20 protein-coding genes are annotated in these 21,379 nt (G+C 72.0%); 11 read left to right on the top strand and 9 right to left on the bottom strand.

From position 1 onward, the window contains the following. Positions 1-38 precede the first annotated feature (38 nt). The 3 genes from CRT23_RS08735 to CRT23_RS08725 form a co-directional block, all read right to left on the bottom strand. Positions 39-1,058: an Hsp33 family molecular chaperone gene (locus CRT23_RS08735; RefSeq protein WP_103709384.1), complete on the bottom strand. Its 1,020-nt coding sequence runs from the start codon at positions 1,056-1,058 to the stop codon at positions 39-41. A gap of 318 nt (positions 1,059-1,376) precedes the next feature. After that, the gene (gene argF / locus CRT23_RS08730; protein WP_103709383.1) at positions 1,377-2,330 is read right to left on the bottom strand and encodes an ornithine carbamoyltransferase; all 954 of its coding nucleotides are present in this window, start codon (positions 2,328-2,330) and stop codon (positions 1,377-1,379) included. Between the two features lie 155 nt (positions 2,331-2,485). Next, on the bottom strand, positions 2,486-3,679 hold the full coding sequence (locus CRT23_RS08725) for an aspartate aminotransferase family protein (RefSeq protein ID WP_055950868.1): 1,194 nt from the start codon (positions 3,677-3,679) through the stop codon (positions 2,486-2,488). Between the two features lie 296 nt (positions 3,680-3,975). Here CRT23_RS08725 and CRT23_RS08720 point away from each other — a divergent pair, with 296 nt between their 5' ends. From CRT23_RS08720 to CRT23_RS08705, 4 genes are all read left to right on the top strand, one after another. Beyond that, complete coding sequence (locus CRT23_RS08720; RefSeq protein ID WP_103709382.1) at positions 3,976-4,449, top strand: RidA family protein; 474 nt, start codon at positions 3,976-3,978, stop codon at positions 4,447-4,449. 5 nt (positions 4,450-4,454) lie between these two features. Next, positions 4,455-5,210, top strand: a complete 756-nt coding sequence (locus CRT23_RS08715) for a glycerophosphodiester phosphodiesterase family protein (RefSeq protein WP_103709477.1) — start codon at positions 4,455-4,457, stop codon at positions 5,208-5,210. Positions 5,211-5,292: 82 nt separating this feature from the next. Then, entirely contained in the window at positions 5,293-6,645 is a 1,353-nt protein-coding gene (locus tag CRT23_RS08710; RefSeq protein ID WP_245436067.1) for a GNAT family N-acetyltransferase, read from the top strand. Positions 6,646-6,706: 61 nt separating this feature from the next. Continuing rightward, entirely contained in the window at positions 6,707-7,867 is a 1,161-nt protein-coding gene (locus CRT23_RS08705) for a M20 aminoacylase family protein (RefSeq protein ID WP_055950864.1), read from the top strand. A 265-nt stretch (positions 7,868-8,132) separates the two neighbouring features. Here CRT23_RS08705 and CRT23_RS08700 read toward each other — a convergent pair whose 3' ends face one another. Next, positions 8,133-9,023 (bottom strand): hypothetical protein, encoded by an 891-nt coding sequence (locus CRT23_RS08700; RefSeq protein ID WP_103709381.1) that lies wholly within the window; start codon positions 9,021-9,023, stop codon positions 8,133-8,135. 78 nt (positions 9,024-9,101) lie between these two features. On the opposite strand from CRT23_RS08700, the gene CRT23_RS08695 reads away from it, so the two are divergent. The 5 genes from CRT23_RS08695 (at position 9,102) to CRT23_RS08675 (ending at position 13,304) form a co-directional block, all read left to right on the top strand. Continuing rightward, positions 9,102-9,602, top strand: coding sequence for a glutathione peroxidase (locus tag CRT23_RS08695; protein ID WP_103709475.1), 501 nt, complete (start codon positions 9,102-9,104; stop codon positions 9,600-9,602). Between the two features lie 420 nt (positions 9,603-10,022). After that, entirely contained in the window at positions 10,023-10,718 is a 696-nt protein-coding gene (locus tag CRT23_RS08690) for a sigma-70 family RNA polymerase sigma factor (RefSeq protein ID WP_103709380.1), read from the top strand. A gap of 367 nt (positions 10,719-11,085) precedes the next feature. Continuing rightward, on the top strand, positions 11,086-11,313 hold the full coding sequence (locus tag CRT23_RS08685; RefSeq protein ID WP_245436065.1) for a hypothetical protein: 228 nt from the start codon (positions 11,086-11,088) through the stop codon (positions 11,311-11,313). A gap of 568 nt (positions 11,314-11,881) precedes the next feature. Next, positions 11,882-12,925, top strand: coding sequence for a hypothetical protein (locus CRT23_RS08680; protein WP_055950856.1), 1,044 nt, complete (start codon positions 11,882-11,884; stop codon positions 12,923-12,925). Positions 12,926-13,043: 118 nt separating this feature from the next. Continuing rightward, the gene (locus CRT23_RS08675) at positions 13,044-13,304 is read left to right on the top strand and encodes a hypothetical protein (protein WP_103709378.1); all 261 of its coding nucleotides are present in this window, start codon (positions 13,044-13,046) and stop codon (positions 13,302-13,304) included. 9 nt (positions 13,305-13,313) lie between these two features. On the opposite strand, the gene CRT23_RS08670 is transcribed toward CRT23_RS08675, so the two are convergent. Together CRT23_RS08670 and CRT23_RS08665 are read right to left on the bottom strand one after the other, a co-directional pair. After that, positions 13,314-14,297, bottom strand: a complete 984-nt coding sequence (locus CRT23_RS08670) for a cation diffusion facilitator family transporter (RefSeq protein WP_103709377.1) — start codon at positions 14,295-14,297, stop codon at positions 13,314-13,316. A gap of 222 nt (positions 14,298-14,519) precedes the next feature. After that, on the bottom strand, positions 14,520-15,290 hold the full coding sequence (locus tag CRT23_RS08665; RefSeq protein ID WP_103709376.1) for a glutaredoxin: 771 nt from the start codon (positions 15,288-15,290) through the stop codon (positions 14,520-14,522). Positions 15,291-15,595: 305 nt separating this feature from the next. Here CRT23_RS08665 and CRT23_RS08660 point away from each other — a divergent pair, with 305 nt between their 5' ends. Continuing rightward, positions 15,596-16,042 carry an HIT family protein gene (locus CRT23_RS08660; RefSeq protein ID WP_055950847.1) on the top strand — a complete coding sequence of 149 codons (447 nt, stop codon included), beginning with the start codon at positions 15,596-15,598 and terminating at the stop codon, positions 16,040-16,042. A 1-nt stretch (position 16,043) separates the two neighbouring features. On the opposite strand, the gene CRT23_RS08655 is transcribed toward CRT23_RS08660, so the two are convergent. The 3 genes from CRT23_RS08655 to CRT23_RS08645 form a co-directional block, all read right to left on the bottom strand. Continuing rightward, positions 16,044-16,460, bottom strand: a complete 417-nt coding sequence (locus CRT23_RS08655) for a PilZ domain-containing protein (RefSeq protein WP_055950844.1) — start codon at positions 16,458-16,460, stop codon at positions 16,044-16,046. A gap of 141 nt (positions 16,461-16,601) precedes the next feature. Further along, complete coding sequence (locus tag CRT23_RS08650) at positions 16,602-16,829, bottom strand: hypothetical protein (protein ID WP_103709375.1); 228 nt, start codon at positions 16,827-16,829, stop codon at positions 16,602-16,604. 66 nt (positions 16,830-16,895) lie between these two features. Beyond that, positions 16,896-18,977, bottom strand: a complete 2,082-nt coding sequence (locus CRT23_RS08645; RefSeq protein WP_103709374.1) for an NAD(+) synthase — start codon at positions 18,975-18,977, stop codon at positions 16,896-16,898. 313 nt (positions 18,978-19,290) lie between these two features. Between CRT23_RS08645 and CRT23_RS29590 the strand changes: the two genes are divergently transcribed. Next, positions 19,291-21,379, top strand: a 2,089-nt coding sequence (locus tag CRT23_RS29590; RefSeq protein ID WP_280951968.1) for a DNA translocase FtsK, incomplete at its 3' end; no start/stop codon positions are given.

The following is a 21,379-nucleotide window of genomic DNA, read 5'->3' as shown; positions in this document are numbered from 1 at the left end:
GGCAATGCTGCCGCGACATCTGTCGCGGCAGCCCTGGATCAGTTGCCCGACTGGGCCGTGACTTCGGCTTCCACCGCCGCCGGATCGAGGTCGTAGCGTCGCGAGCAGAACTCGCAGGTGATGCCGATGCGGCCGTCATCGGCGATCATGTCCCGGCGCTCCTGAGGCGAGAACGAGGTGATCATGCCCATCACCCGCTCGGGCGAGCAGCGACACTGCTCGCGCACCCCTTGCGCCTCGAACACCCGCACGCCGCGCTCGTGGAACAGGCGGTACAGCAGGCGCTCGGCCGAGACCTCCGGGTCGACGAGCTCGTGGTCCTCGATGGTGGAGACGAGGCTGCGGGCCTCGACCCAGGCATCGTCCTCCGGCACCCCGTTCGCGTCGAGATGGACGTGGCCCTCGGGAATGTCGCCCGGGGGCAGGTCGGCGAGCCGCGCCCGGTCGATGGATTGCGGCAGGAACTGAACCAGGAGACCGCCGGCCCGGTAGGTGCGGGCGCCGCCGGCATACTGCTCGGCCACCGCGAGGCGGACCTGGGTCGGAATCTGCTCAGACTGGCGGAAGTACTGGTGCGCCGCCTCCTCCAGGCTCTGGCCCTCCAGGGCGACGACGCCCTGGTAGCGGCTGCTGGTGGGACCCTGATCGATGGTCATGGCCAGGTGCCCCTGCCCGATCAGGTCCTGGTCCCGGAGCGGGCCGGCGCCGAGGGCGTCCACCCGTGCGGTGTCGAAGCGCGCGGTGGCGCGCAGGCGGTCGGGCGCCTCGAAGTCCACCACGATCATCTCGACCGGGCCGTCGGTCTTGGTCTGGAGCTGGAAGCGGCCCTCGAACTTCAGGGACGAGCCGAGGAGCACGGTGAGCGCCGCCGCCTCGCCGAGGAGGCGCGCCACCGCGTCGGGATAGCCGTGCCGGCGCAGGATGGTGTCGACGGACGGGCCGAGGCGGACCACGCGGCCGCGCACGTCGAGGGCCTCGACGGCGAAGGGCAGCACCACGTCGTCGTCGCCCTCGATGAGGAGCGGGGGGACGGATCCGGCGGTCGTTCCAGCAGGCATTCCAGAAGTCATGGCAGCTCCGATCGGGCTCGACGAACGCGAGGGCTGGGCCATGAACCACGTGACCCTCGGGGGCAGGGTCATGAGATCGCCGAACGGTGTCGGCGGCGCACCGGTCGGAACGGCCGCGCTCGTTGCGCGTCCGCGCCCAACCCTCAGGGAAGGATGGTCCCTATATAGGCATCCGGGCGCGGCGGCGCGACGGGGCCGGGATGCGGCCCGTGCACGGGTGGTCCCGCAGCAGGTTCCCCCCCCCCCAGCAGGTCTTCCCCCACCAGGTCTTCGGGCGGCCGCTCGTCCCCGGGGCGGTCGCGGCCGTCAGAGGCCGTGGGCCTGCAGGCACCAGGCGAGGATGCCCTTCTGGGCGTGGAGGCGGTTCTCGGCCTCGTCGAAGATCACCGATTGCGGCCCGTCGATCACCTCGGCGGTGACCTCCTCGCCGCGATGGGCCGGCAGGCAGTGCATGAAGATCGCGTCCTGGGCCGCGGCCGCCATCAGGCGGGCATCGACCCGGTAGGGCACCAGCAGGTTGTGCCGGTGCTGGTCGTCCTCGTCGCCCATGGAGACCCAGCAATCGGTGACCACCGCATCCGCCCCGTCCACCGCCTCGTAGGCGTCGGTGGTGACGTTGACGGTGGCGCCCTGCGCCTTCGCCCAGTCGAGGAGCGGCTGGGGCGTCGACAGCTCCGGCGGGGCCGCGATGTTGAGGGTGAAGTCGAAGCGCGCGGCGGCGTGCACCCAGGAGGCGAGCACGTTGTTGGCGTCCCCCGACCAGGCCACGGTGCGGCCCCGGATCGGCCCGCGATGCTCCTCGAAGGTCAGGAGGTCGGCCATGATCTGGCACGGGTGCGAGACCTTGGTCAGGGCGTTGATCACCGGCACGGTGGCGTACTCGGCCAGCTCCAGCATCAGGCCGTGGTCCAGGATGCGGATCATGATCGCGTCGACGTAGCGCGAGAGCACCCGCGCGGTGTCGCCCACGGTCTCGCCCCGGCCGAGCTGCATCTCGCTGCCGGTCAGCATCAGGGTCTCGCCGCCGAGCTCGCGCATGCCGACGTCGAACGACACCCGGGTCCGGGTCGAGGGCCGGTCGAACACCATCGCCAGGGTCTTGCCGATGAGGGGGCGGTCCTCGGCCAGGGTGCCCTTGCGGCGGTGCGCCTTGATGCGGGCGGCGGCGTCCAGCACCGTGCGCAGCTGCTCGGCCGAGAAATCCTTGAGGTCGAGGAAGTGGCGGGTTCCGTGGCCGGTCCCGTTCAGTGTCGTGGTCATCGGTCCGTTCTTCGTGTGCGTGGTCCCGGTCTGGGCAAATCCGGTCTGGGCAGTTTCGGTCTGGGCAGTTTCGGTCTGGGCAGTTTCGGTCGGGGCGGGTCCGGCCGCGCGGCCGGGTCGTGCGGCCGTCCGGTGACGTGTCCGACTCCCCGCGGCTACTCGGCGGCGCCGCGCAGGCGCGTTCCGAGCCGGCCGGCCGCCGTGTCGAGGCGGGTGACCGCCTCCGCCACGTCGGCTTCGGTGATGATCAGCGGCGGCAGCAGGCGCACCACGTTGTCCCCCGCCGGGATCACCAGCAGGTGCGCGTCGCGGGCGGCGGCGGCGAACTCGGTGTTCAGCACGTGGAGCTTGAGGCCGAGCATCAGGCCTTCGCCGCGGATGTCCGCGATGACGGCCGGATGCCGGTCCTGCAGGGCGGCGAGGCGCTGCTTCAGGATCAGGCCCATGCGCTGGACGTGGTCGAGGAAGCCGTCGGCCAGCACCACGTCGAGGACGGCGTTGCCCACCGCCATGGCCAGGGGGTTGCCGCCAAAGGTGGTGCCGTGGCTGCCCGCCGTCATGCCGCGCGCGGCGTCCGCCGTGGCGAGGCAGACGCCGAGGGGGAAGCCGCCGCCGATGCCCTTGGCCGCGCTCATGATGTCGGGGGCCGCCCCTGACCACTCGTGCGCGAACAGCTTGCCCGTGCGCCCGACCCCGGTCTGGACCTCGTCCATGATCAGCAGGATGCCGTGCGCGTCGCAGAGTTCGCGCAGGCCGCGCAGGCATTGCGGCGGCACCGGGCGCACGCCGCCCTCCCCCTGGATCGGCTCGATCAGGATCGCGGCCGTCTCCGGGCCGATGGCGGCCCGCAGGGCCTCGTGGTCGCCGAAGGGCACCTGGTCGAAGCCGTCGACCTTCGGGCCGAAGCCCTCGATGTACTTCTGCTGGCCGCCGGCCGCGATGGTGGCGAGCGTCCGGCCGTGGAAGGCGCCCTCGACGGTGATGATCCGGAAGCGCTCTGGATGGCCGTCGGCGGCGTGGTACTTGCGCGCCATCTTGATGGCGGCCTCGTTGGCCTCGGCGCCCGAATTGGCGAAGAAGGCCACGTCCGCGAAGGTCGCGTCCACGAGGCGCCGGCCCAGCCGCTCACCCTCCGGGATCTCGAACAGGTTCGAGGTGTGCCAGAGCTTCTGCGCCTGCGCGGTCAGGGCCTGGACGAGGTGCGGATGGGCGTGGCCCAGGGCGTTCACCGCGATACCGGCGCCGAAGTCGAGGTATCGCTCGCCGCTGCGCGCCTCGAGCCATGCACCCTCGCCGCGTTCGAAGGCGATGGGAGCCCGGGCATAGGTCGGCAGAAGGGCGGATGTCACGATCCCGTCTTCCCGTGTGTCTCGCGGGCACGCGAGGAACGCGACCGCACCAAATGAAAGTGCCGCCTCGGATGGGGCGGCACGCGCGCGATTACTAGAGAAATGCCCAATTCTGTCAACGACAGACCGGGTTCACAGTCCTGACATGCCTGCCAATTAGGCTGTTGCGCGCGCGCTGCGCGGCCTGCCTTCAGCCATGCCTCGTACCATGCCTTGCACCCCGCCCCCGGAAGTGCTCAGAGCCGCGGCACGCCGGCCGGACGACCCGCGGCCGCCCAGCAGAGGAACGACGCAGCATGAGCACCGTCACGGAACGCCTGGAGGCCCTCGGCCTGACCCTGCCCAAGGCCGCGGCCCCCGTCGCGAACTACGTGCCGTTCGTGCGCAGCGGCAACCTCGTGGTGATCTCCGGGCAGATCTGCTTCGGGGCCGACGGCCGAATCGCCGACGCACACAAGGGCAAGCTCGGGGCCGAGGTCTCGGCCGAGGACGGCGTCGCCGCGGCCCGGCTCTGCGCCCTCAACGTGCTGGCCCAGCTTCAGGCGGCGGTGGGCGATCTCGATCGCGGTGTCGTGCAGTGCGTCCGCCTCGGCGGCTTCATCAACGCGGTCCCGACCTTCGCGGGACTCGCCGGCATCATGAACGGCGCCTCCGACCTCATGGTGGAGATCCTGGGCGACCGCGGCCGCCACGCCCGCTCCACCGTCGGCGTCGCCGAGCTGCCCCTCGACGCGGCCGTCGAGGTCGAGGCGATGTTCGAGGTCAAGTGAGCCCGGTGACGGGTCCCAACGCCCCCGACTGGCTCATCGCCCGGCCCATCGCCCATCGCGGCCTGCACGACCGCGCCGCCGGCGTACCGGAGAACACGGGGGCTGCCGCCGAGGCGGCCATCCGGGACGGCTACGCCATCGAGTGCGACGTGCAGCTCAGCGCCGACGGCGAGGCGATGGTGTTCCACGACGAGACCCTGGGCCGCCTGACCGCGGCCGGGGAGACGGTCGGCACGCGGCCCGCCGCCGCCCTCGCCGCCCTGGCGGTGGCGGGGAGTGCCGAGCGCATCCCGACCCTGCCGGACTTCCTCGCCCGGATCGGCGGGCGCACGCCCCTCGTGATCGAGGTGAAGTCGCGCTACAGCGGCGACCTGCGGCTCGCCGAGCGCGTGGCCGCCCTCGCGGTCGCCTATGACGGCCCGGTGGCGCTGAAATCCTTCGATCCGCACATCGTCACCGCCCTGCGGACGCTGGCGCCCGGGCTCCCGCGCGGCATCGTTGCCGAGACGCGCCAGGACGACCCCGCCTACGCGACGCTGCCCCCGAGCCTGCGGCGCGCCCTCTCCGACCTGCTGCACTTCGACGAGACCCGGCCGGACTTCCTGTCCTGGCGGGTGGACGACCTGCCCTGCGCGCCCACCGTCCTGTGCCGGCTCCTGGGCCGGCGCCCGGTGATGACCTGGACCGTGCGCAACCCGGACCAGCGCCGCCATGCCGAGGCCCATGCCGACCAGATGGTGTTCGAGGGGTTCCGTCCGTAGGGCCCCGGTCGACCCCCTGCGACGGTGCGGGGCGCCGGGCCGCCCTTGGCCCGCCCGCCCCCGGGGACTAGATTGCCCGGCGATGATGAAACCCGGCGAGACAGATCGGTCCGGCCATGAATCCGGGTCCGGCGACGCATCCGAGGCCGGCGACGGAGCCGACGCTCCGGCCGAGACCGTGACGGAACTGCAGGTGCGGGCGGTGCCGGGGCTGACCGGGATCGCGGCGGCCGAGTGGGATGCCTGCGCCACCTCGGCCGAGACCCTGGCGGGGGGCGACGAGACCCACAACCCCTTCACCTCGCACGCTTTCCTGTCGTCCCTGGAGGATTCGGGCTGCGTCTCGCGCAAGACCGGCTGGCTGCCCCTGCACGTGGCGGTGGAGCGCGAGGGACGGCTGGTGGGCGTGGCGCCCTGCTACCTGAAGTCCCACAGCCAGGGCGAGTACGTCTTCGACCACGGCTGGGCCGACGCCTACGAGCGGGCGGGCGGGAGCTACTACCCGAAGCTCCAGGTCAGCGTGCCCTTCACCCCCGTCACCGGCCCGCGCTTCCTCATCGCGCCGGGGCAGGACGTGAACGCGGCGGCCTCCGCGATCGTCGCCGGCCTGCGCGCCCTGCGCGCCGAGACCAAGGCCTCCTCGATCCACGTCACCTTCATGCAGGAGCGCGAGTGGGCCCAGGCCGGGGCGTTGGGTTTCCTCCAGCGCGTCGACCAGCAGTTCCACTGGGACAATGCCGGCTACGCCACCTTCGAGGATTTCCTCGGGGCGCTGGCCTCCCGCAAGCGCAAGGCGATCCGGCGCGAGCGCCGCGACGCCCTGGCGACCGGCCTGACCATCGAGCACGTCACCGGTGCCGACCTGACCCCCGCCCACTGGGACGCCTTCTACGAATTCTACGCCGATACCGGCGCGCGCAAGTGGGGCCGGCCCTACCTGAACCGGGCGTTCTTCGGGCTCCTGGGCGAGCGCATGCCCGAGCGGGTGCTGCTGGTGATGGCCAAGCGCGAGGGCCGCTACGTGGCCGGCGCCATCAACCTCATCGGCGACGTCGCCCTCTACGGCCGCAACTGGGGCTGCATCGAGGACCACCCGTTCCTGCATTTCGAGGTCTGCTACTATCAGGCCATCGACTTCGCCATCGCCCACGGATTGAAGCGCGTGGAGGCGGGCGCGCAAGGGGAGCACAAGCTCGCCCGCGGCTACCGCCCAGTCCTCATGCACTCGGCTCACGACATCGCCGACCCGGCCCTGCGCCGGGCGGTGGCCGATTACCTGACGCGCGAGCGCGAACACGTGCTCGAGGCCGCCGAAGTTCTGGACACGATGACCCCCTTCCGGCGGGAAATCGTGCCTGGATCTTGGCCCGAAGCGTCCGACGAAACGGCATCCGACTTGCCTGGGGCCGCGCCGGAGGCGAATCCTTCCGGTTGAGGACGCCCCTCCGACCCAGCCCAGCCCGCCCCCGAGAGGCGCGAGAGCCCAAGGACGATCCGTGAGCCCCATCGACCGCATCAAGACCTTCGCCGACGATCTCGTGGCGATCCGCCGCGATTTCCACGCCCATCCGGAACTCGGCTTCGAGGAGGTCCGCACCTCCGGCATCGTCGCCGCGGAGCTGGCCCGCTACGGCATCGCCGTCCATCGCGGCATCGGCGGCACCGGGGTGGTGGGCGTGCTCGAGGGCCGCACCGGCTCCGGCCGGCGCATCGGCCTGCGCGCCGACATGGACGCCCTGCCGATCGAGGAGGAGACCAACCTGCCCTACCGCTCGACGGTGCCGGGCAAGATGCACGCCTGCGGCCATGACGGCCACACCACGATGCTGCTCGGCGCCGCGCGCTACCTCGCCGAGACCCGGGACTTCGACGGCACCGCCCTGTTCGTGTTCCAGCCGGCCGAGGAGGGCCAGGGCGGCGCCCGCGCGATGATCGCCGACGGCCTGTTCGAAAAATTCCCCTGCGACGAGATCTACGCCATTCACAACCAGCCCAACGGCCCGCACGGCAAGATCAAGCTGCGCCCCGGCCCGGCCATGGCGGCGGCGGACTTCTTCGACATTCGCATCACCGGGCGCGGCGCCCACGCGGCCCAGCCGCAGCAGGGCATCGACCCCATCGTGGTGGGCTCCACCCTGGTCCAGGCGCTGCAGTCGATCGTCTCGCGCAACGCCGACCCGCTCAAGAGCGCGGTCCTGTCGGTGACGCAGTTCCACGCGGGCGCCGCCTACAACGTCATCCCGGAGGGCGCGCACATCACCGGCACGGTGCGGACCTTCGACGCGGACCTGCGCACCCTCGTCACCACCCGCATCCGGGAGATCGCCGCGGGTATCGCGACGGCTTACGGCGCCACCATCGACGTCGACATCCGCGACGTGTTCTCGGTGCTGATGAACAGCCCCCAGCACGCCGCCGCCGCCGCCGACATCGCCCGCGAGCTGTTCGGCCCCGAGGGCGTCGACGACCAGTCGAAGCCGCGCATGGGCAGCGAGGACTTCGCCGACATGGTCGCGCGGGTGCCCGGCGCCTATGCCTGGATCGGCTCGACGCCCGGCCCCGGCCTGCACAATGCGAGCTTCGACTTCGACGACAGCATCATTCCCCTCGGCTCGGCCTTCCTCGCCCGCCTCGTGGAGCGGCGTTCCGCAGCCTGAGGAGCGGACCGCCGGGATCACCCCCGCGGTTCCAGCCGGAATCGCGGGGCGTGGTCGGGCCGGATGGTGACCATGTCCGCCGGCAGGACCCGACGGCAGGACCCGGCGGGTCCCCGCACGGACTGCGCGCGACGAGCCCGATGAGGGCCCGCATCGCCTCCGGACGGGTGAATCGTGCGCCGATGCGGATCTGCGGGCCGGCGCCGGATCGGCTCCGGCTCGCTGACCCCGAAGCGGATCCGGGTTTCCCCGGCCGGCCGATGGCTCAGGCCGTCAGCGACACCCGCTTCGCGGCGACCTGTTCGGCCCGTCGGCTGGCCCGGGCCGGAGCCCCGTCGCCCACGGCGGCGTCCATGAACGCCACGCTCGCCGCGTGCAGGTCGCCGTCACTCAGCGTCATCGTCCCCGCCAACGCCTGCGACGTCTTCAGCCGGGTTGTGTAGCGCCCGGAGGCCGCAGAGCGCGCCGCGTCGTCCCAGGCCGCCTTCGTCTCGGCGGCGAAGGCCTCGAGGGCCGTCTGGGCTGCCTGCATGGCGTTGCGTGCAGCGACGTCCCGGAACGCCTGTCTCATCTCGGGGGGCTCACGGAACAGTGTCTCGATGCCCTCCCGGTGGGGGCTGTCGGTTTTGACCTGGCCGAGATCGTCGAGGCGCAGCACGATGGGCTCGTCCTCCGGTACCCCGAGACGGGTCAGGCGCTCCGTCAGCGTACCGGCCAGGGCCTTCGTGCGCGCCTGGACGATTTCATCAAGGGACCGGACACGACCGGCGGCCCCCGTGCCCCTCTGGGCGATCTGCCGCTGCGCGGCCGCGCTCAGATCGACCGCCGCCGCCGCGCCCGCCGCCCTGGGGGCGGCGGTTTCCGGACGCCCACCCGTCGTCGATGCGCCGCGCCCCGCCTCGGCGGACGAGGGCCGTGCCGCCGCGCCCGCAGGCGTGCGCGGTGCCGGCGTCGCCGGGGCCGGTGCCGCTGTCGTCGCCGCTGTCGTTATGCGAGCAGCTCCGATCGATCTGCAATCGAAAGGTGTGGTGTTGAGGCCTGAACGGCGACTGAGCGCGTGCGGGCGAGGAGTTTGGGCGTCCTCGAGGGCGTGGATCGCCGCATCGGTACACGCCGGTGCAGCGGGAATGCCGGCGGCGGGGACGATCCGCGGCATCCCGGCGACGGCGCTTGCGAACCGGGGCGGCGGGGTCTTAGGAGAGGGCCCCTTCCGCACGCCGCACGGTCGATGTCCATGAACAGCCTGCACGACCTGATTCCGAGGGCAGCCGACGGGGCGCCCTACCCCCTGGCCCAGCATCGGGGGCAGGTGATCCTGATCGTCAACACCGCCTCGAAATGCGGGTTCACGCCGCAATATGCCGGGCTGGAGGCCTTGGCGCAGAAGCACCGGACGGACGGGCTCGTGGTGCTGGGCTTTCCCTGCAACCAGTTCGGCGCCCAGGAGCCGGGGGATGCGGCCGAGATCGCCCGGTTCTGCAGCCTGACCTACGATGTCAGCTTCCCGGTCCTCGCCAAGGTCGCGGTGAACGGCCCCGCGGCCGACCCGGTCTTCGCGCACCTGACGCAGGCGAAGCCCGGCCTCCTCGGCAGCCGCGCCATCAAGTGGAACTTCACCAAGTTCCTCGTCGGGCGCGATGGCCGGGTGATCGCCCGCTACGCGCCCTCCACCAAGCCGGAGGCCCTGGAGGCCGCCGTCGCGGCCGCCCTGGCGGAGCCGGCGCCCGCCTCCTGAAAGGGCCAGCCGCCGCGGCGGAGGCTCGGCAGCGGAGACTCGGGGCGGAGGCTCGGCGACGGGGCGTTCGGACCGGCCGCGTCGGGCCCCGCGCCGTCCCGCCGGCCGGAATGCGCCGGACCCGTCGGCGTCATCCCCAGCCCGGTGGGCGCGATCCGTGGCCAAGGTTAGGAAAGTCCTGGCCCAATCCGACAGGCCCCGGAACCGCTTGACCCGACAGGCATCGGAGCGCGAACAGCCGGCCGACCGGCGGGACCAGGCGGCCGTCCCGGCCCCGATACCGGCCCGTCCGGCCCGGGCAGGTGACGATCGGGTGAAGAGTTCGTTAGCCGACGTTCAGCCTTGGTATGCCAGAAGCTCCCGACCGAGTTGCCGGATCGTCCCGGCTTGCGGTGCGATCCGGGGAGGTGGGGATACGGCATGACTGCAGGCACGGGGCGATCGGCAGCGGCGAACGGGGAGGCAGACGCTGCGGCTCCAGTCCGGGCCATGCCCGAGGGGGTGCGGCTGCATCTCGGATCCGAGCTGAAGGTCTTCTACGCCACGGTTCTGGCCGAGGCGCCTCCGACGGCCTTGCTCGACCTGATCGCCCGGCTGGAGGTCCATCCGCCCGCCGCCGCGGACTTCCGCGCCGGACTGCTCGACGCCCTGCCCGGCCTGCGCGCCTTCGCCCTGTCGCTCGCCGTCGCGCCGAACGCGGCCGACGACCTCGTGCAGGAGACGCTGCTGAAGGCCTGGGCGAACCGGCACCGCTTCGAGCCCGGCAGCAACCTCAAGGCCTGGCTCTGCACCATCCTGCGCAACCAGTTCTACACCGAGTGCCGCAAGCGGAAGCGCGAGGTCGAGGATGCGGACGGTGCCTTCGCCGCGAAGGTGGTGGCGCCGGCCGCGCAGGAGGCGAGCAGCGACCTGCGCCGGGTCTGGCAGCATCTCGGCAAGCTGCCGCCCGCCCAGCGGGAGGCGCTGGTGCTCGTGGCGGCCCAGGGGATGACCTACGAGGCCGCCGCCGCGCTGATCGGCTGTCAGGTCGGCACCATGAAGAGCCGCGTCAGCCGGGCTCGGGCCTTCCTGGTCGGCTCCCTCGGGATGGAGGCGCGCGGGGCGACGGCCGCCTGAGCCGTCATCCCCGGGGCGTCACCGGCGCGAAGCCGCCCCTTACGCGCGGCCCGCCCGTCGCTCGGGCTGGACCCGGGCGGGGGCGATGCTGGCGGGGGCGATGCTGGCGGGGGCCGGAGCGTCGGGCATCAGCGCGGCCCCCGAGGCGGCGTGTTGCCCGGCCCGTCCGTCTCGGCGCCTGGCGCCGCCCCGTCTTCACGGGATCGAGATGTCGTGAACCGGGGGCGGGGCCGCAGGTTCGAACCTTGCATCACCGTTTGCCGTGCCGTGGATCGATCGATGGGGATCGGTCTTGCCGTCTCCGCCGTTGCTAGGACCGTGCGCGGATCCGGTCGATGTCACCGTTCCCACGCGCAGGGACTGATCCATGATGAACGCCCCGACCTACCGCGTGACCCTGGAGACCCGTGACGGGCGCCGCGTCCTGACCGCGATGGCCGAGCGGGAGGCCGCCCTGATGGCGGAATCGGTCCTGCGTCGCTACGCGGGCCAGACCCTCACCGTCGGCTTCAGCGTCGCCTGCGCCGATCCGGAGGCGCGCCGCCGCATCGCCTACTACCTGACCGACGTCGCCCTCGAGCTCGAACTCGCCTGAGCGGGGCGTCCGCCGCGCCCTCCCCTGCGGAGCCGCAAGCTCTACGGGGCCGTGCGCGTGCGAACCCCGCCCAAAGGGCGCGCTCGGCCGCCCGGATTTCTCCCTGAGACCCGAAGGCGCTGGACGAGAGAATCCAGGGTGTGCGAGAACGCGGCCCTCGATGCCGAGGTGGGTCGGGGGGCCGTCCGGCGGCGGGTCCGTTCATGGGGCCGGGGGGATGCGAAACGACGGCAGGGTTTCCTGATCCGCCTTCCGGTCCCAGGCCCCGCACCCGGGCGCGCCCGGGTGGGGTCAGGGTTCGGGCCCGGCCGTGATCCAAGCCCCGGTGTCGGCATGGGCGCGTCGAGGTGCGGATCTTCCGAGCGGGATGTCTGTTTTTGCCGCGGGACCCGGGACCCGGGCCCCTTGATCGATCGGACGGGCGAGCCCAGGCATCCAGTGCGGCGCATCCGGTGCGGCGCGACGGTCCGCTGCGCGGCGTTTCGACGTCGCCGTGTCTTCCTCAATCCAGGCTTGTGTCAGGCCTGCCGGTCGAGCGATCCGCGCAGGTGTTCCTTAGGACCCAACGATGAGATTTTTCGTCAACAAGGAAGTGAGCGGAGGGATACACTTCTGGCTGGCGCCCGACAATCCGCGCGCAATCAGCAAAGTCTTCATCTCCGTCGACGGGCGCCGGACCTTGGAGCTGTCGGCCTGGATCACGGACGATAACATTCGCGCGCATGGCTGGCACTCGACCGGTCAATGCGTCTACATGATCACCGAGAATGAGTTGCCGGAGCTCTTCTCCGCGAATCGGATCGAAATCTTCGATGCCGACACGAACATTCTGATCTTCCGGTCCCTTCGCGAGAAGGTTTTCCTGCCCGCGAAGCTGATCAACATCACCACGACCGTGCAGAAGAACACCTTCGTCGAGCAGAACCTGTTCGACCTCTTCCAGTACAGCTACTTCAACGTCGACCGGCTCTCGGAAGAGGTCGTGCAGAGCATCATGCAGGGCCCCTGGCTGACGTCGTCGCTCATCACGGGGGCCGTGATCTTTCCGCGTTACGAGGTGTTCTTCCAGGACGACAACTGCGTCAGCGGCGTCCTGGTGCAGGACCCCTTCGTGGAGATGGCCGCCCGCATGCGGTGGCTTCAAGCGAAGAAGGCGGTCGCGGACGATCCCGCGCAAAACTGGCGCCTGGGCGCGCTCCTGGAATCCGTCCGCTTCGCGGCGGAGTACGATCTGTCGAACAGCCGAAACATCAAGCGCTTCCTGCGGATGCTGCCCGAGCCGTGCTACCGCTTCCTGTACAACCCGCTCTGCCGGCAGTTCGGAACACGCTCGCCCAGTGACCCGTTCGGGCCCGGCAACTCCATCGTCGCCATGGAGATCATCTCGCGGATCAAGGTCGTGGGGCACAGCGACTATACCAACGAGTATTATACCGCGCTCCTCGACCGCCTGGGGGTTGCCCCCATCGAGATGTCGCATCCGAAGCCTTCGGAGGACGTCCTGTCGCTCGCGACCCTGCTGCGATCGGTCGATGCCGCGCGGGACATGGTCGCGTTCGACACGGTGATCTCCGATGCCGTCCGGCATGCCGTCGGAAAGAGCTGGGGCTGATCGACGGGCCGGTGATGTCGGACGATTGGGCCGTACGCAGCCCTCGATCGGAGGCCATGCGGGTTTGCGCCAGCGCGACGGTCTACGACCCGGACCGGTACGCCAGCCTCAAGGGCGGATGCGGGCGCACAACATCCTCGAGGACCTCGGCTGCACCCCCGTCGAGGCTGGCGACAGGGCGTCCGGCCTCCCGGTGCTGCAATCCGCGCTGCGCCCGGGCCTGACGGTGCTGTTCATCACCGGCGATGCCGAGAACGCCGTCCGCAACCGCGGCCTGCTCGCCCCCGGCATGGCGGTGGTAACCAAGCCCTTCTCGATCGAGATCCGCGCCACGCAGATCCGGGCGCTGATCGCGGTAGACCCGTCGGACGGCGGCTGACGGTCCGCGTCAGGCGTTGGCCGAGGCCGGGGCGCCGCCGAGGGCGTCCGGAGCCGTCGTCGCCCGGGCCTGGACCTCGATGAACACCCGCGTCACGTCGGGGCTGTGCGCCTTCAGCCGGGTCTCGACCCGGGCGACCATCGCCTCGATCTCACCGGCGCTGAGGTCGTCGTCCATGTCGAGGCTGATGTTCACCAGGACGTCGGACGGGCCGAGATGCTGGGTCAGCACGGTGTTGACGTGGTGGACGCCCGCCTCGTCGCGCACCACGGCGCGAATCGCCGCCACGAGCTCCGGATCGGCGGCCTCGCCGATCAGGAGGCCGTGAGTCTCGATCATCAGGAGGGCCGCCATCCCGATCAGGATCACGCCGATGCCGATGGAGGACCAGCCGTCGAGGGCGGGCATGTCGAGGAGCCGGGCCAGGATCACGCCGGCCAGCGCCACCACGAGGCCCATCAGGGCGGCCACGTCCTCGGCCAGCACGGTGAACAGGGCCGGGTCCTTGCTCCGGCGGATGGCGGCGAGCGGCGGCCGCTGGCCCTTCTCCGCCCAGAACGCCTTCATGGCCACGAAGCAGGAATAGCCCTCGGCCATCACCGAGAAGCCCAGGATCGCCACGTTCACCCAGAAGCCCGAGACGGGGTAGCCCCAGACCACGGCGTCCGCCGAGGGCTCGGGATGCTGGAGCTTGTGGATGCCCTCGTAGACCGCGAAGGCGCCGCCGCCCAGGAAGATGAACAGCGCGACGATGAAGGCGTAGAAGTACACCTCGCGGCCGTAGCCGAACGGGTGCTTCGCCGTGGCCGGACGCCGGGACCGCTTCATGCCGATGAGGAGCAGGATCTGGTTGGTGGTGTCGACCACCGAGTGGACGCCCTCGGCCAGCATCGCCGAGCTGCCGGTGAGGAAGGCGCCGACGAACTTGGCCGCCGCGATGGCGAGGTTGGCCCCGGCCGCGGTATAGATGGCGCTGGTGCTCTCGTGGGCCATGCGGGACGGATCTCTCGGGCTTCTGGGGCGGACGGCGCGGTCCCGACGGGCGCCGCTGCGGGCCGCGCGTCCGGCCATGCGTCGCCGGTGGGGGGCAAAGCGCAGGCAACGCACGGGGCGCCCGGAAGGTTCGCCCCTCCGCTCGCCCCATCCGGATGATCGGGGCGCCGCGTTCGTGCTGGCGCCCGCCGGTCCCCGGAACCCCTTCGTTCGGCCCGCGGGTCACATCGCTCGGGTGAGCATCCAGAGGGCCATGCCCACCATCATCAGGTTCTCGGTGAGCGAGACGAAGCCGAGGGGCACCTTGCCCGACCCGCCGACGCAGGCGCACTTGATCTCGCGCCGGTCGAGATACACCGCCTTGAACACGGAGACGGCGCCGACGCTGCCGATGAAGAGGGCCACCGGGATCGAGATCCCGTTCCAGGCTCCGGCGACCATCAGGATGCCCGCCAGGCCTTCGAGGAAGGGATAGGCGTAGGCGTAGCGCACCCAGCGCCGGGCCAGGAGATCGTAGCCCAGGAACATCGACGAGAACGTCTCCACGTCCTGCAGCTTCAGGATCGCGAGCACGCACATGCTGAAGGCGATGAACCACTCCACCGCCCGGGCCGTGAAGGGCGTGCCGAACACGGCGTAGCTCGCCGCCAGCCCCATCAGCGCCGTCATCGCGAACACCGCCACGACCGGCGTGTAGCGGGTCGCGTCCGGGTCGGGGACGGTTTGTCCGAAATGCCGCTGCAGGTCGTCGAACCCGCCGACCCGCCGGCCGTCGATGAAGGTCTGCGGCGTGCTCTTGACCCCCTGCTCGTCCTTGAAGCGGTCGGTCTCCGCGCGGGTCGTCAGCCAATGGTCCTCGACCGTGAAGCCCCGGCGCTCCAGGAGGTCCTTGGCCTTCAGGCCGTAGGGACAGGTGTGCTCCGGCATCACCATGCGGAACAGGATGGCGGTCCGGGTGCCGGTCGGGTGCGTCGTCTGGGTGGGGTTGGACATCGGAAACTCCGTGCGGATCCGGTGGCGAGGCCTGCCGCCACGGGATGCGGTCCGGGGCGTGGACGGCGCGTCCGAAGCGGTGCGCGGCCGGTCCATGCCGGGGTGCGCCGGGGTGAGCGGCGCGGCGTTTGCCTCAGATGGGGCTTCCCATCGTGGGAAGGTCAAGGGCGGGCCGGCGCGGTCCCGTCGCGGCGCTACGCGGCGGCGAGGGGCCGGCCCGGAGGCGCCCGGGACGGTGGACGCGGCGCGTCGGCCTGTGCATCGTGCGCGCCGAAACGCACGCCCCAGACCCGGAGCCGGCTGCCTTGACCGAGACGCGCCCAACGCCCGCCTACGATCCCGACAACATCTTCGCCAAGATCCTGCGCGGGGAGATCCCCGCCGAGCGGGTCTACGAGGATGCCGACACCCTCGCCTTCATGGACGTGATGCCCCAGGGGGACGGCCACACCCTGGTGATCCCCAAGGCTCCGGCCCGCGGCCTCCTCGACGCCGACCCGGATTCTCTCGCGGCCCTGGCCAGGACGGTGCAGCGCGTCGCCCGGGCGGTGAAGGCGGCCTTCGCGGCCGAGGGGCTGACGGTGTTCCAGTACAACGAGCCGGCGGGGGGGCAGACGGTGTTCCACCTGCACGTCCACATCGTGCCGCGCTTCGAGGGCGTGCCGCTTCAGCGCCACACCGGCGGCATGGCGGACCGGGCGGTCCTGGCGGAGCACGCCGCCCGCATCCGGGCCGCCCTCGCGGCCGGCTGAGTCAGGCGGCGCCGCTCACCGGCGGGTTGGCGAGGAGCCGGCGCAGGGCGGCGTTCTCGGCCTCGAGTTCGCTGATCCGGCGCACCAGGGCGAGCATCGCGGCGGCCTCGTCCGCCGGGGGCGGAGCCGCCGCGGCGGGGACGGGCACGGGGACCGGCGCCGGCGCGGCCTCGTCCACGAAGGTGATGCCGATGCCGTCCGCCCGGCGCCAGCACAGGGTGGCGCGGTAGGTCCGGTCCTTCTGCGGAATGTAGAGGTCGAAGCTCTCGGGCAGCGTCGTGGTCTCGGTCAGGGCGAGCCGGGCGCCGGAGGCGGACAGGTCCCGGACCAGGCAGTCCATGGTCGAGGCACCCTTGTTGAAGATGATCCGGCCCTTGAGGAAGGTCCTCAGGCGCGACTCCCTGCGATGCTCCGACATGCCGTGCTGCTCCACCCTGGGTCGGTCTCCGACTCCGCGTCACACGCGGGGCACCCTGGCACGGGGGCCCTTAAGGAATGATCGCCGCGATGCGCGACGGCGCGCCCGGCGTCGGACCTGACGCCGCGTTCGCCCATCGGGTCAGTGGAAGCGGCTGTCCATGGTCTGGAACAGGTAGAAGCCGTTGAAGCGTACGGCGGTCTCGGCCGCGCGGTCGTCGAAATCGGCGGGGGCGTCGCCGGCCACCTCGAGCTTGCCGCCGAAGGCCCAGCGGTCGTTCCCGAGGAAGGGCGGCACGGCGCGGCTCTCCGGCACGGCGCAGCACAGGCCCTCGACGCTCCTGAGGCAGAAAACGTTGTAATTCTGCATCGGTCAACCTCCGATTCGCCCACCCAAGCTACGCCCTAAGCAGGCAATCGGACAGCACTGTGTCGATTAGGTCTCCGGAACGTTACGGGCCAGGTCTTCGAGCCAGGGCGCGGCGCTTCCATCGGAGGGCGCGCGCCAGTCGCCGCGCGGAGACAGGGAGCCCCCGGCCGAGACCTTGGGTCCGTTGGGCAGGGCGGAGCGCTTGAACTGGCTGAAGCCGAAGAACCGCTTCAGGAACACCGCGAGCCAGCGCCGGATCTCTCCCAGGTCGTAGGCGCCGCGCTCGGAGTCGGGGAAGTCCGGCGGCCAGGAGCCGGCGCCCGCGTCGCCCCAGGCGTGCAGGGCCAGGAAGGCGATCTTCGAGGGCGGGAAGCCGTAGCGCAGGGTGTAGAACAGGTTGAAATCCTGCAGCGCGTAGGGGCCGATCACCCCTTGGGTGCTCTGCGGCGCCGCGCCCGCTTCCACCGGCACCAGTTCGGGCGAGATCTCGGTGGCGAGGATCGCCCGCAGGGTGACGCCGACATCCGGCGCGAACTGGCCCGAGGCGATGACCCAGCGGATCAGGTGCTGGATCAGGGTCTTGGGCACGCCGGCATTGACGCCGTAATGGCTCATCTGGTCGCCGACGCCGTAGGTGCACCAGCCGAGGGCCAGCTCCGACAGGTCGCCCGTGCCGATGACGAGAGCGCCGTTCTGGTTGGCGAGCCGGAACAGGTAGTCCGTGCGCAGGCCCGCCTGCACGTTCTCGAAGGTGACGTCGTAGACCGGCTCGCCGCGCCCGAACGGGTGGTCCATCCCCTTGAGCATTACGGTGGCGGCCTCGCGGATGTCGATCTCGCGGGCGGTGGTGCCGAGCGCCTCCATCAGCGCGTGGGCGTTGGCCTTGGTGCCCTCCGAGGTGGCGAAGCCCGGCAGGGTGTAGGCCAGGATGTTCGACCGGGGCAGGCCGAGGCGGTCGAGCGCCTTGGCCACCACGATGAGGGCGTGGGTCGAATCGAGTCCGCCCGAGACGCCGATGACGACCTTCTTCGTCCCCGTCGCCTCCAGGCGCTGGGCGAGGCCCGCCACCTGGATGTTGTAGGCCTCGTAGCAATCCTGGGCGAGGCGGGCCGGATCGGCGGGCACGAAGGGGAAGCGCTCGACCGCGCGCTTCAGCCCGAGGTCGGCCGCCGGCGGATCGAGCCGGAAGGCCACCCGGCGATAGGTGGGCCCGCGGGGCACGGCCCGGCCCGAATCGTCGAAGCTGCCCATCTGGAGCCGCTCCTGGGCGAGGCGGCCGAGATCGATGTCGGCCAGGGTCATCACGGGCTCGGAGGAGAACCGCGGCCCCTCGGCGAGACGCTCCCCGTTCTCGTCGATGCTGGTCTGCCCGTCCCAGGACAGGTCGGTGGTGGATTCGCCGGTGCCGGCGGCGGCGTAGACGTAGGCGCAGAGGCAGCGCATCGAGGCGGCCCGCGACAGCATCGCCCGGGATTCCGCCCGGCCCACCGTGATCGGGCTGCCCGACAGGTTGGCGAGCACGGTGGCGCCGGCCAGCGCCGCGTCGGTGCCGGGGGAGGCGGGCACCCAGAGGTCCTCGCAGACCTCGAGGCCGAGCACCAGGTTCGGCACGTCCGCGGCGGCGAACAGCAGGTCGGTGCCGAAGGGCGCCTCCAGGCCGGCGACCCGGATGGTCTCGCCCGCGATCCCGGCGCCGGAGGCGAAGTGGCGCTTCTCGTAGAACTCCCGGTAGGTCGGCAGGAAGCTTTTCGGCACCACCCCGAGGAGCCGGCCGCGGTGGATGGCCAGGGCGCAGTTGTAGAGCCGGTGGCCCCAGCGCAGGGGCGCGCCGACGACGAGGACGGGCTGGAGCGCGGCCGAATTCGCCACGAGGCGCGCCACCGCCGCCTCCACGGCCTCCAGCACCGTCACCTGCAGGAACAGGTCCTCGATGGCATAGGCCGAGACACAGAGCTCCGGGAACACCGCCACGGCGGCCCCGGCGCGATCGCACGAGCGGGCGAGGGCGAGGATGCCTTCCGCGTTGCGGGCCGGGTCGGCCGGGTGGCTGCGGGTGGTGCAGGCGGCGACCCGGGCGAAGCCGTGCCGGTAGAGGGAGCGGAAGCCGGGATCGGCCGGGGCGGGGGTGGTCGCCGAGGGACTGGGCAAGGGGCGGGGCTCCGGGCTGGTCGCGCCGCACCTTAACGCCTGTGGCCATCCGCCTCCAGCGCAAGGCTTAAGGGCATGCGATGGACTGGTGCAGGGCAGGCGAAGGGCAAGAGAAGGGCAAGAGAAGGGCAAGCGAAGGGCAGGGGCCAGGAGGCTCCGGGGCCGGCGGGCACGGTTTTAAGCGCCTGGGTCGAGGCGATCGGGCCACGGTCGCGGGGTCGGATCAAGCGTCTGTTAACGACGATGCCCCTAACTCAGCGCTGAACCGCGCCGCTCCCGGCGGCGGACCCGTTTTGAGTACATCCGGCCAATCATGCGCGCATCGGGACGGCTCCCCTACTCCCATCGTGATCCTTCGCGCCCCGTTCGCGGCGGCGACCGCCTCGGCCTGTCGATCGGCGCCCTGGCGCACCGGTTGATGAATCTGCGGGCGACCCTGTCCCGCCGCCTCGCCGGCCCGCCGCAGCGGCCGGACTACACGGTGGCGGCCACCCGCCCGGCTCCGAGCTGGATGACGAGCCCGCAGGCCCTGGTCGGCCGCAACGAGGTCGGCCTCGCCTTCCGGCCCGCCCCCGCGATCCAGGCCTGGCCCGCCCAGGTCTTCGACGACCGCGCCACCCTCGACATGATCCCGCGCCGCGCCGCCCCCACGGCCGGGTTCGATGACGGCCTGATGGAGGCCGACGCCCCCGCGCCCCGCGTCCTGATCCGGACCCCGCGCCGCCCTTCCGCGATCATGCCCGAGGCGGGCGAGGCCCCGGCCTCCGTCGCGGCGGAGACGGCCGGCCCGGCCGTGCGCTACACCCGCACCCCCGACCCGGTGCTGCACGAGCGCCGCCAGCGGGCGCTGGATGCCGAGCGTGCCGCCCGCGCCCAGGCCCATGCGGAGGCCGAGGCCGAGGCCCTGCGCCTCCAGGCCGAGGAGGAGGCGCTCCGGCTCGAGGCCGAGGCGCGGGCGCAGGCCGCCCTCGCGGCGCAGGCCGAGGCCGAGGCCCTGGCCGCCCAGGTGCCCGAGCCCCTGTGGCGCCAGCCCTTCGTCGCCCCCCCCGGCGTGCGCTTCTTCCGCAGCCCCGACCGTCGCCAGGGCCGCCCCAACGCGGAGGCGCCCGCCGCGCTCGCGCCGGAGCCCGCGCCCGTCGAGGCCGTCTCGGCCGAGATGTCTCCGGCCGAACCGTCTCACGCCGAGACCGGCTTGGCCGAGACCGGCTTGGTTGAGACCACCCTGGCCGAGACCACCTTGGCCGAGACCACCCTGGCCGAGACCGCCTCCGGAAGCATCGTGCCTGTCGAGGCGGCCGTGATCCCCGACGATCGCGACTGGTCGGACGTGCCGGACTGGTCCGAGGTCCATGCCTGGTTCGACGGGCGCGACGGCGCGGCCCTCGACGCCTGGTCGGCGATCCAGGCCGAGCCCGCGCCGCTGCCGGTGTCCGCGATCGACACCCCCGCGAGCAACACGCCCGCGCGCTCGGCCTTCGACGTCGTCGAGGCGGTGATCGCGTCCGAGGCCCCTGCCCCGGCCGACGCGTCCGTGACCGCCGAGACGGCCCCGGCCCGGGCCGGCTACCGCCTGGAACACCTCGTGCGGTTCGAGACCTTCGGCCCGCCGTGCCCGGTCGAGGGCCAGGACAATGCGGTTCCGGGGGCCGCGCCGGCCCGTCCGGCTCCCCTCCACGCCATGGCGGCCCGCGCGGCGATCCGCGCCGGCCGTCCGGCCGCCCCTGTCGGCGCCGAGGCCGCTGCGCCGATGGCGGCCGCGGCCCCCTCCCCTGCCCTGCCGGGGGCGATGCAGTTCGTGCCCGTCGCGCCCTTCGTCCCGGCTCCCTTTGTCCCGGTTTCCACCGTCTCGGCTTCCGGCGTTCCGGCTTCAGGCATGCCGGCCCTTGTACCGGCGGCGCCCCGGGCGGCCGAGCCCGCCTTCGTGCCGACCCCGATCCCGACGCGTCCGGTGCTGCTGCGCAACCCCAAGGGCCTGTCCGCCCCCGAGCCCGAGATCGAGGTCTCCGCGCCCGTGGCGTCGAGCGAGGCGGTCGCGTCGACCGACCCGGTCGAGGAGGCTCTCGCGGTTGAGGAAGCCCTCGCGGTCGAGGCCGGGGCGCCTGCCCCCGAGGCGGAGGCCGTCGCCGCGCCGGAGGTTCCGGCCGTGCACATGCCGCGCGCGATCCTGCCCGAGCGCCCGCTCCTCATCCCGGCTGGCCGGCACGTGCCGATGTCCTTCGTGGAGAACGCCGACTACGAGCACCCCGCCCTCGACCTCCTGGCCGAGCCGCCGGCCACCGGCACCGAGGAGGTCGATGCCGACGTGCTGGAGCAGAACGCCCTCAACCTGCAGCAGACGGTCCAGGATTTCGGCGTGCGCGGCGACATCCTGGCGGTGCGCCCCGGCCCGGTCGTCACCCTCT

This window comes from Methylobacterium sp. V23, from assembly GCF_002917135.1.
GTDB lineage: Bacteria > Pseudomonadota > Alphaproteobacteria > Rhizobiales > Beijerinckiaceae > Methylobacterium.
This window is presented reverse-complemented; position numbering and strand designations above follow the sequence as displayed.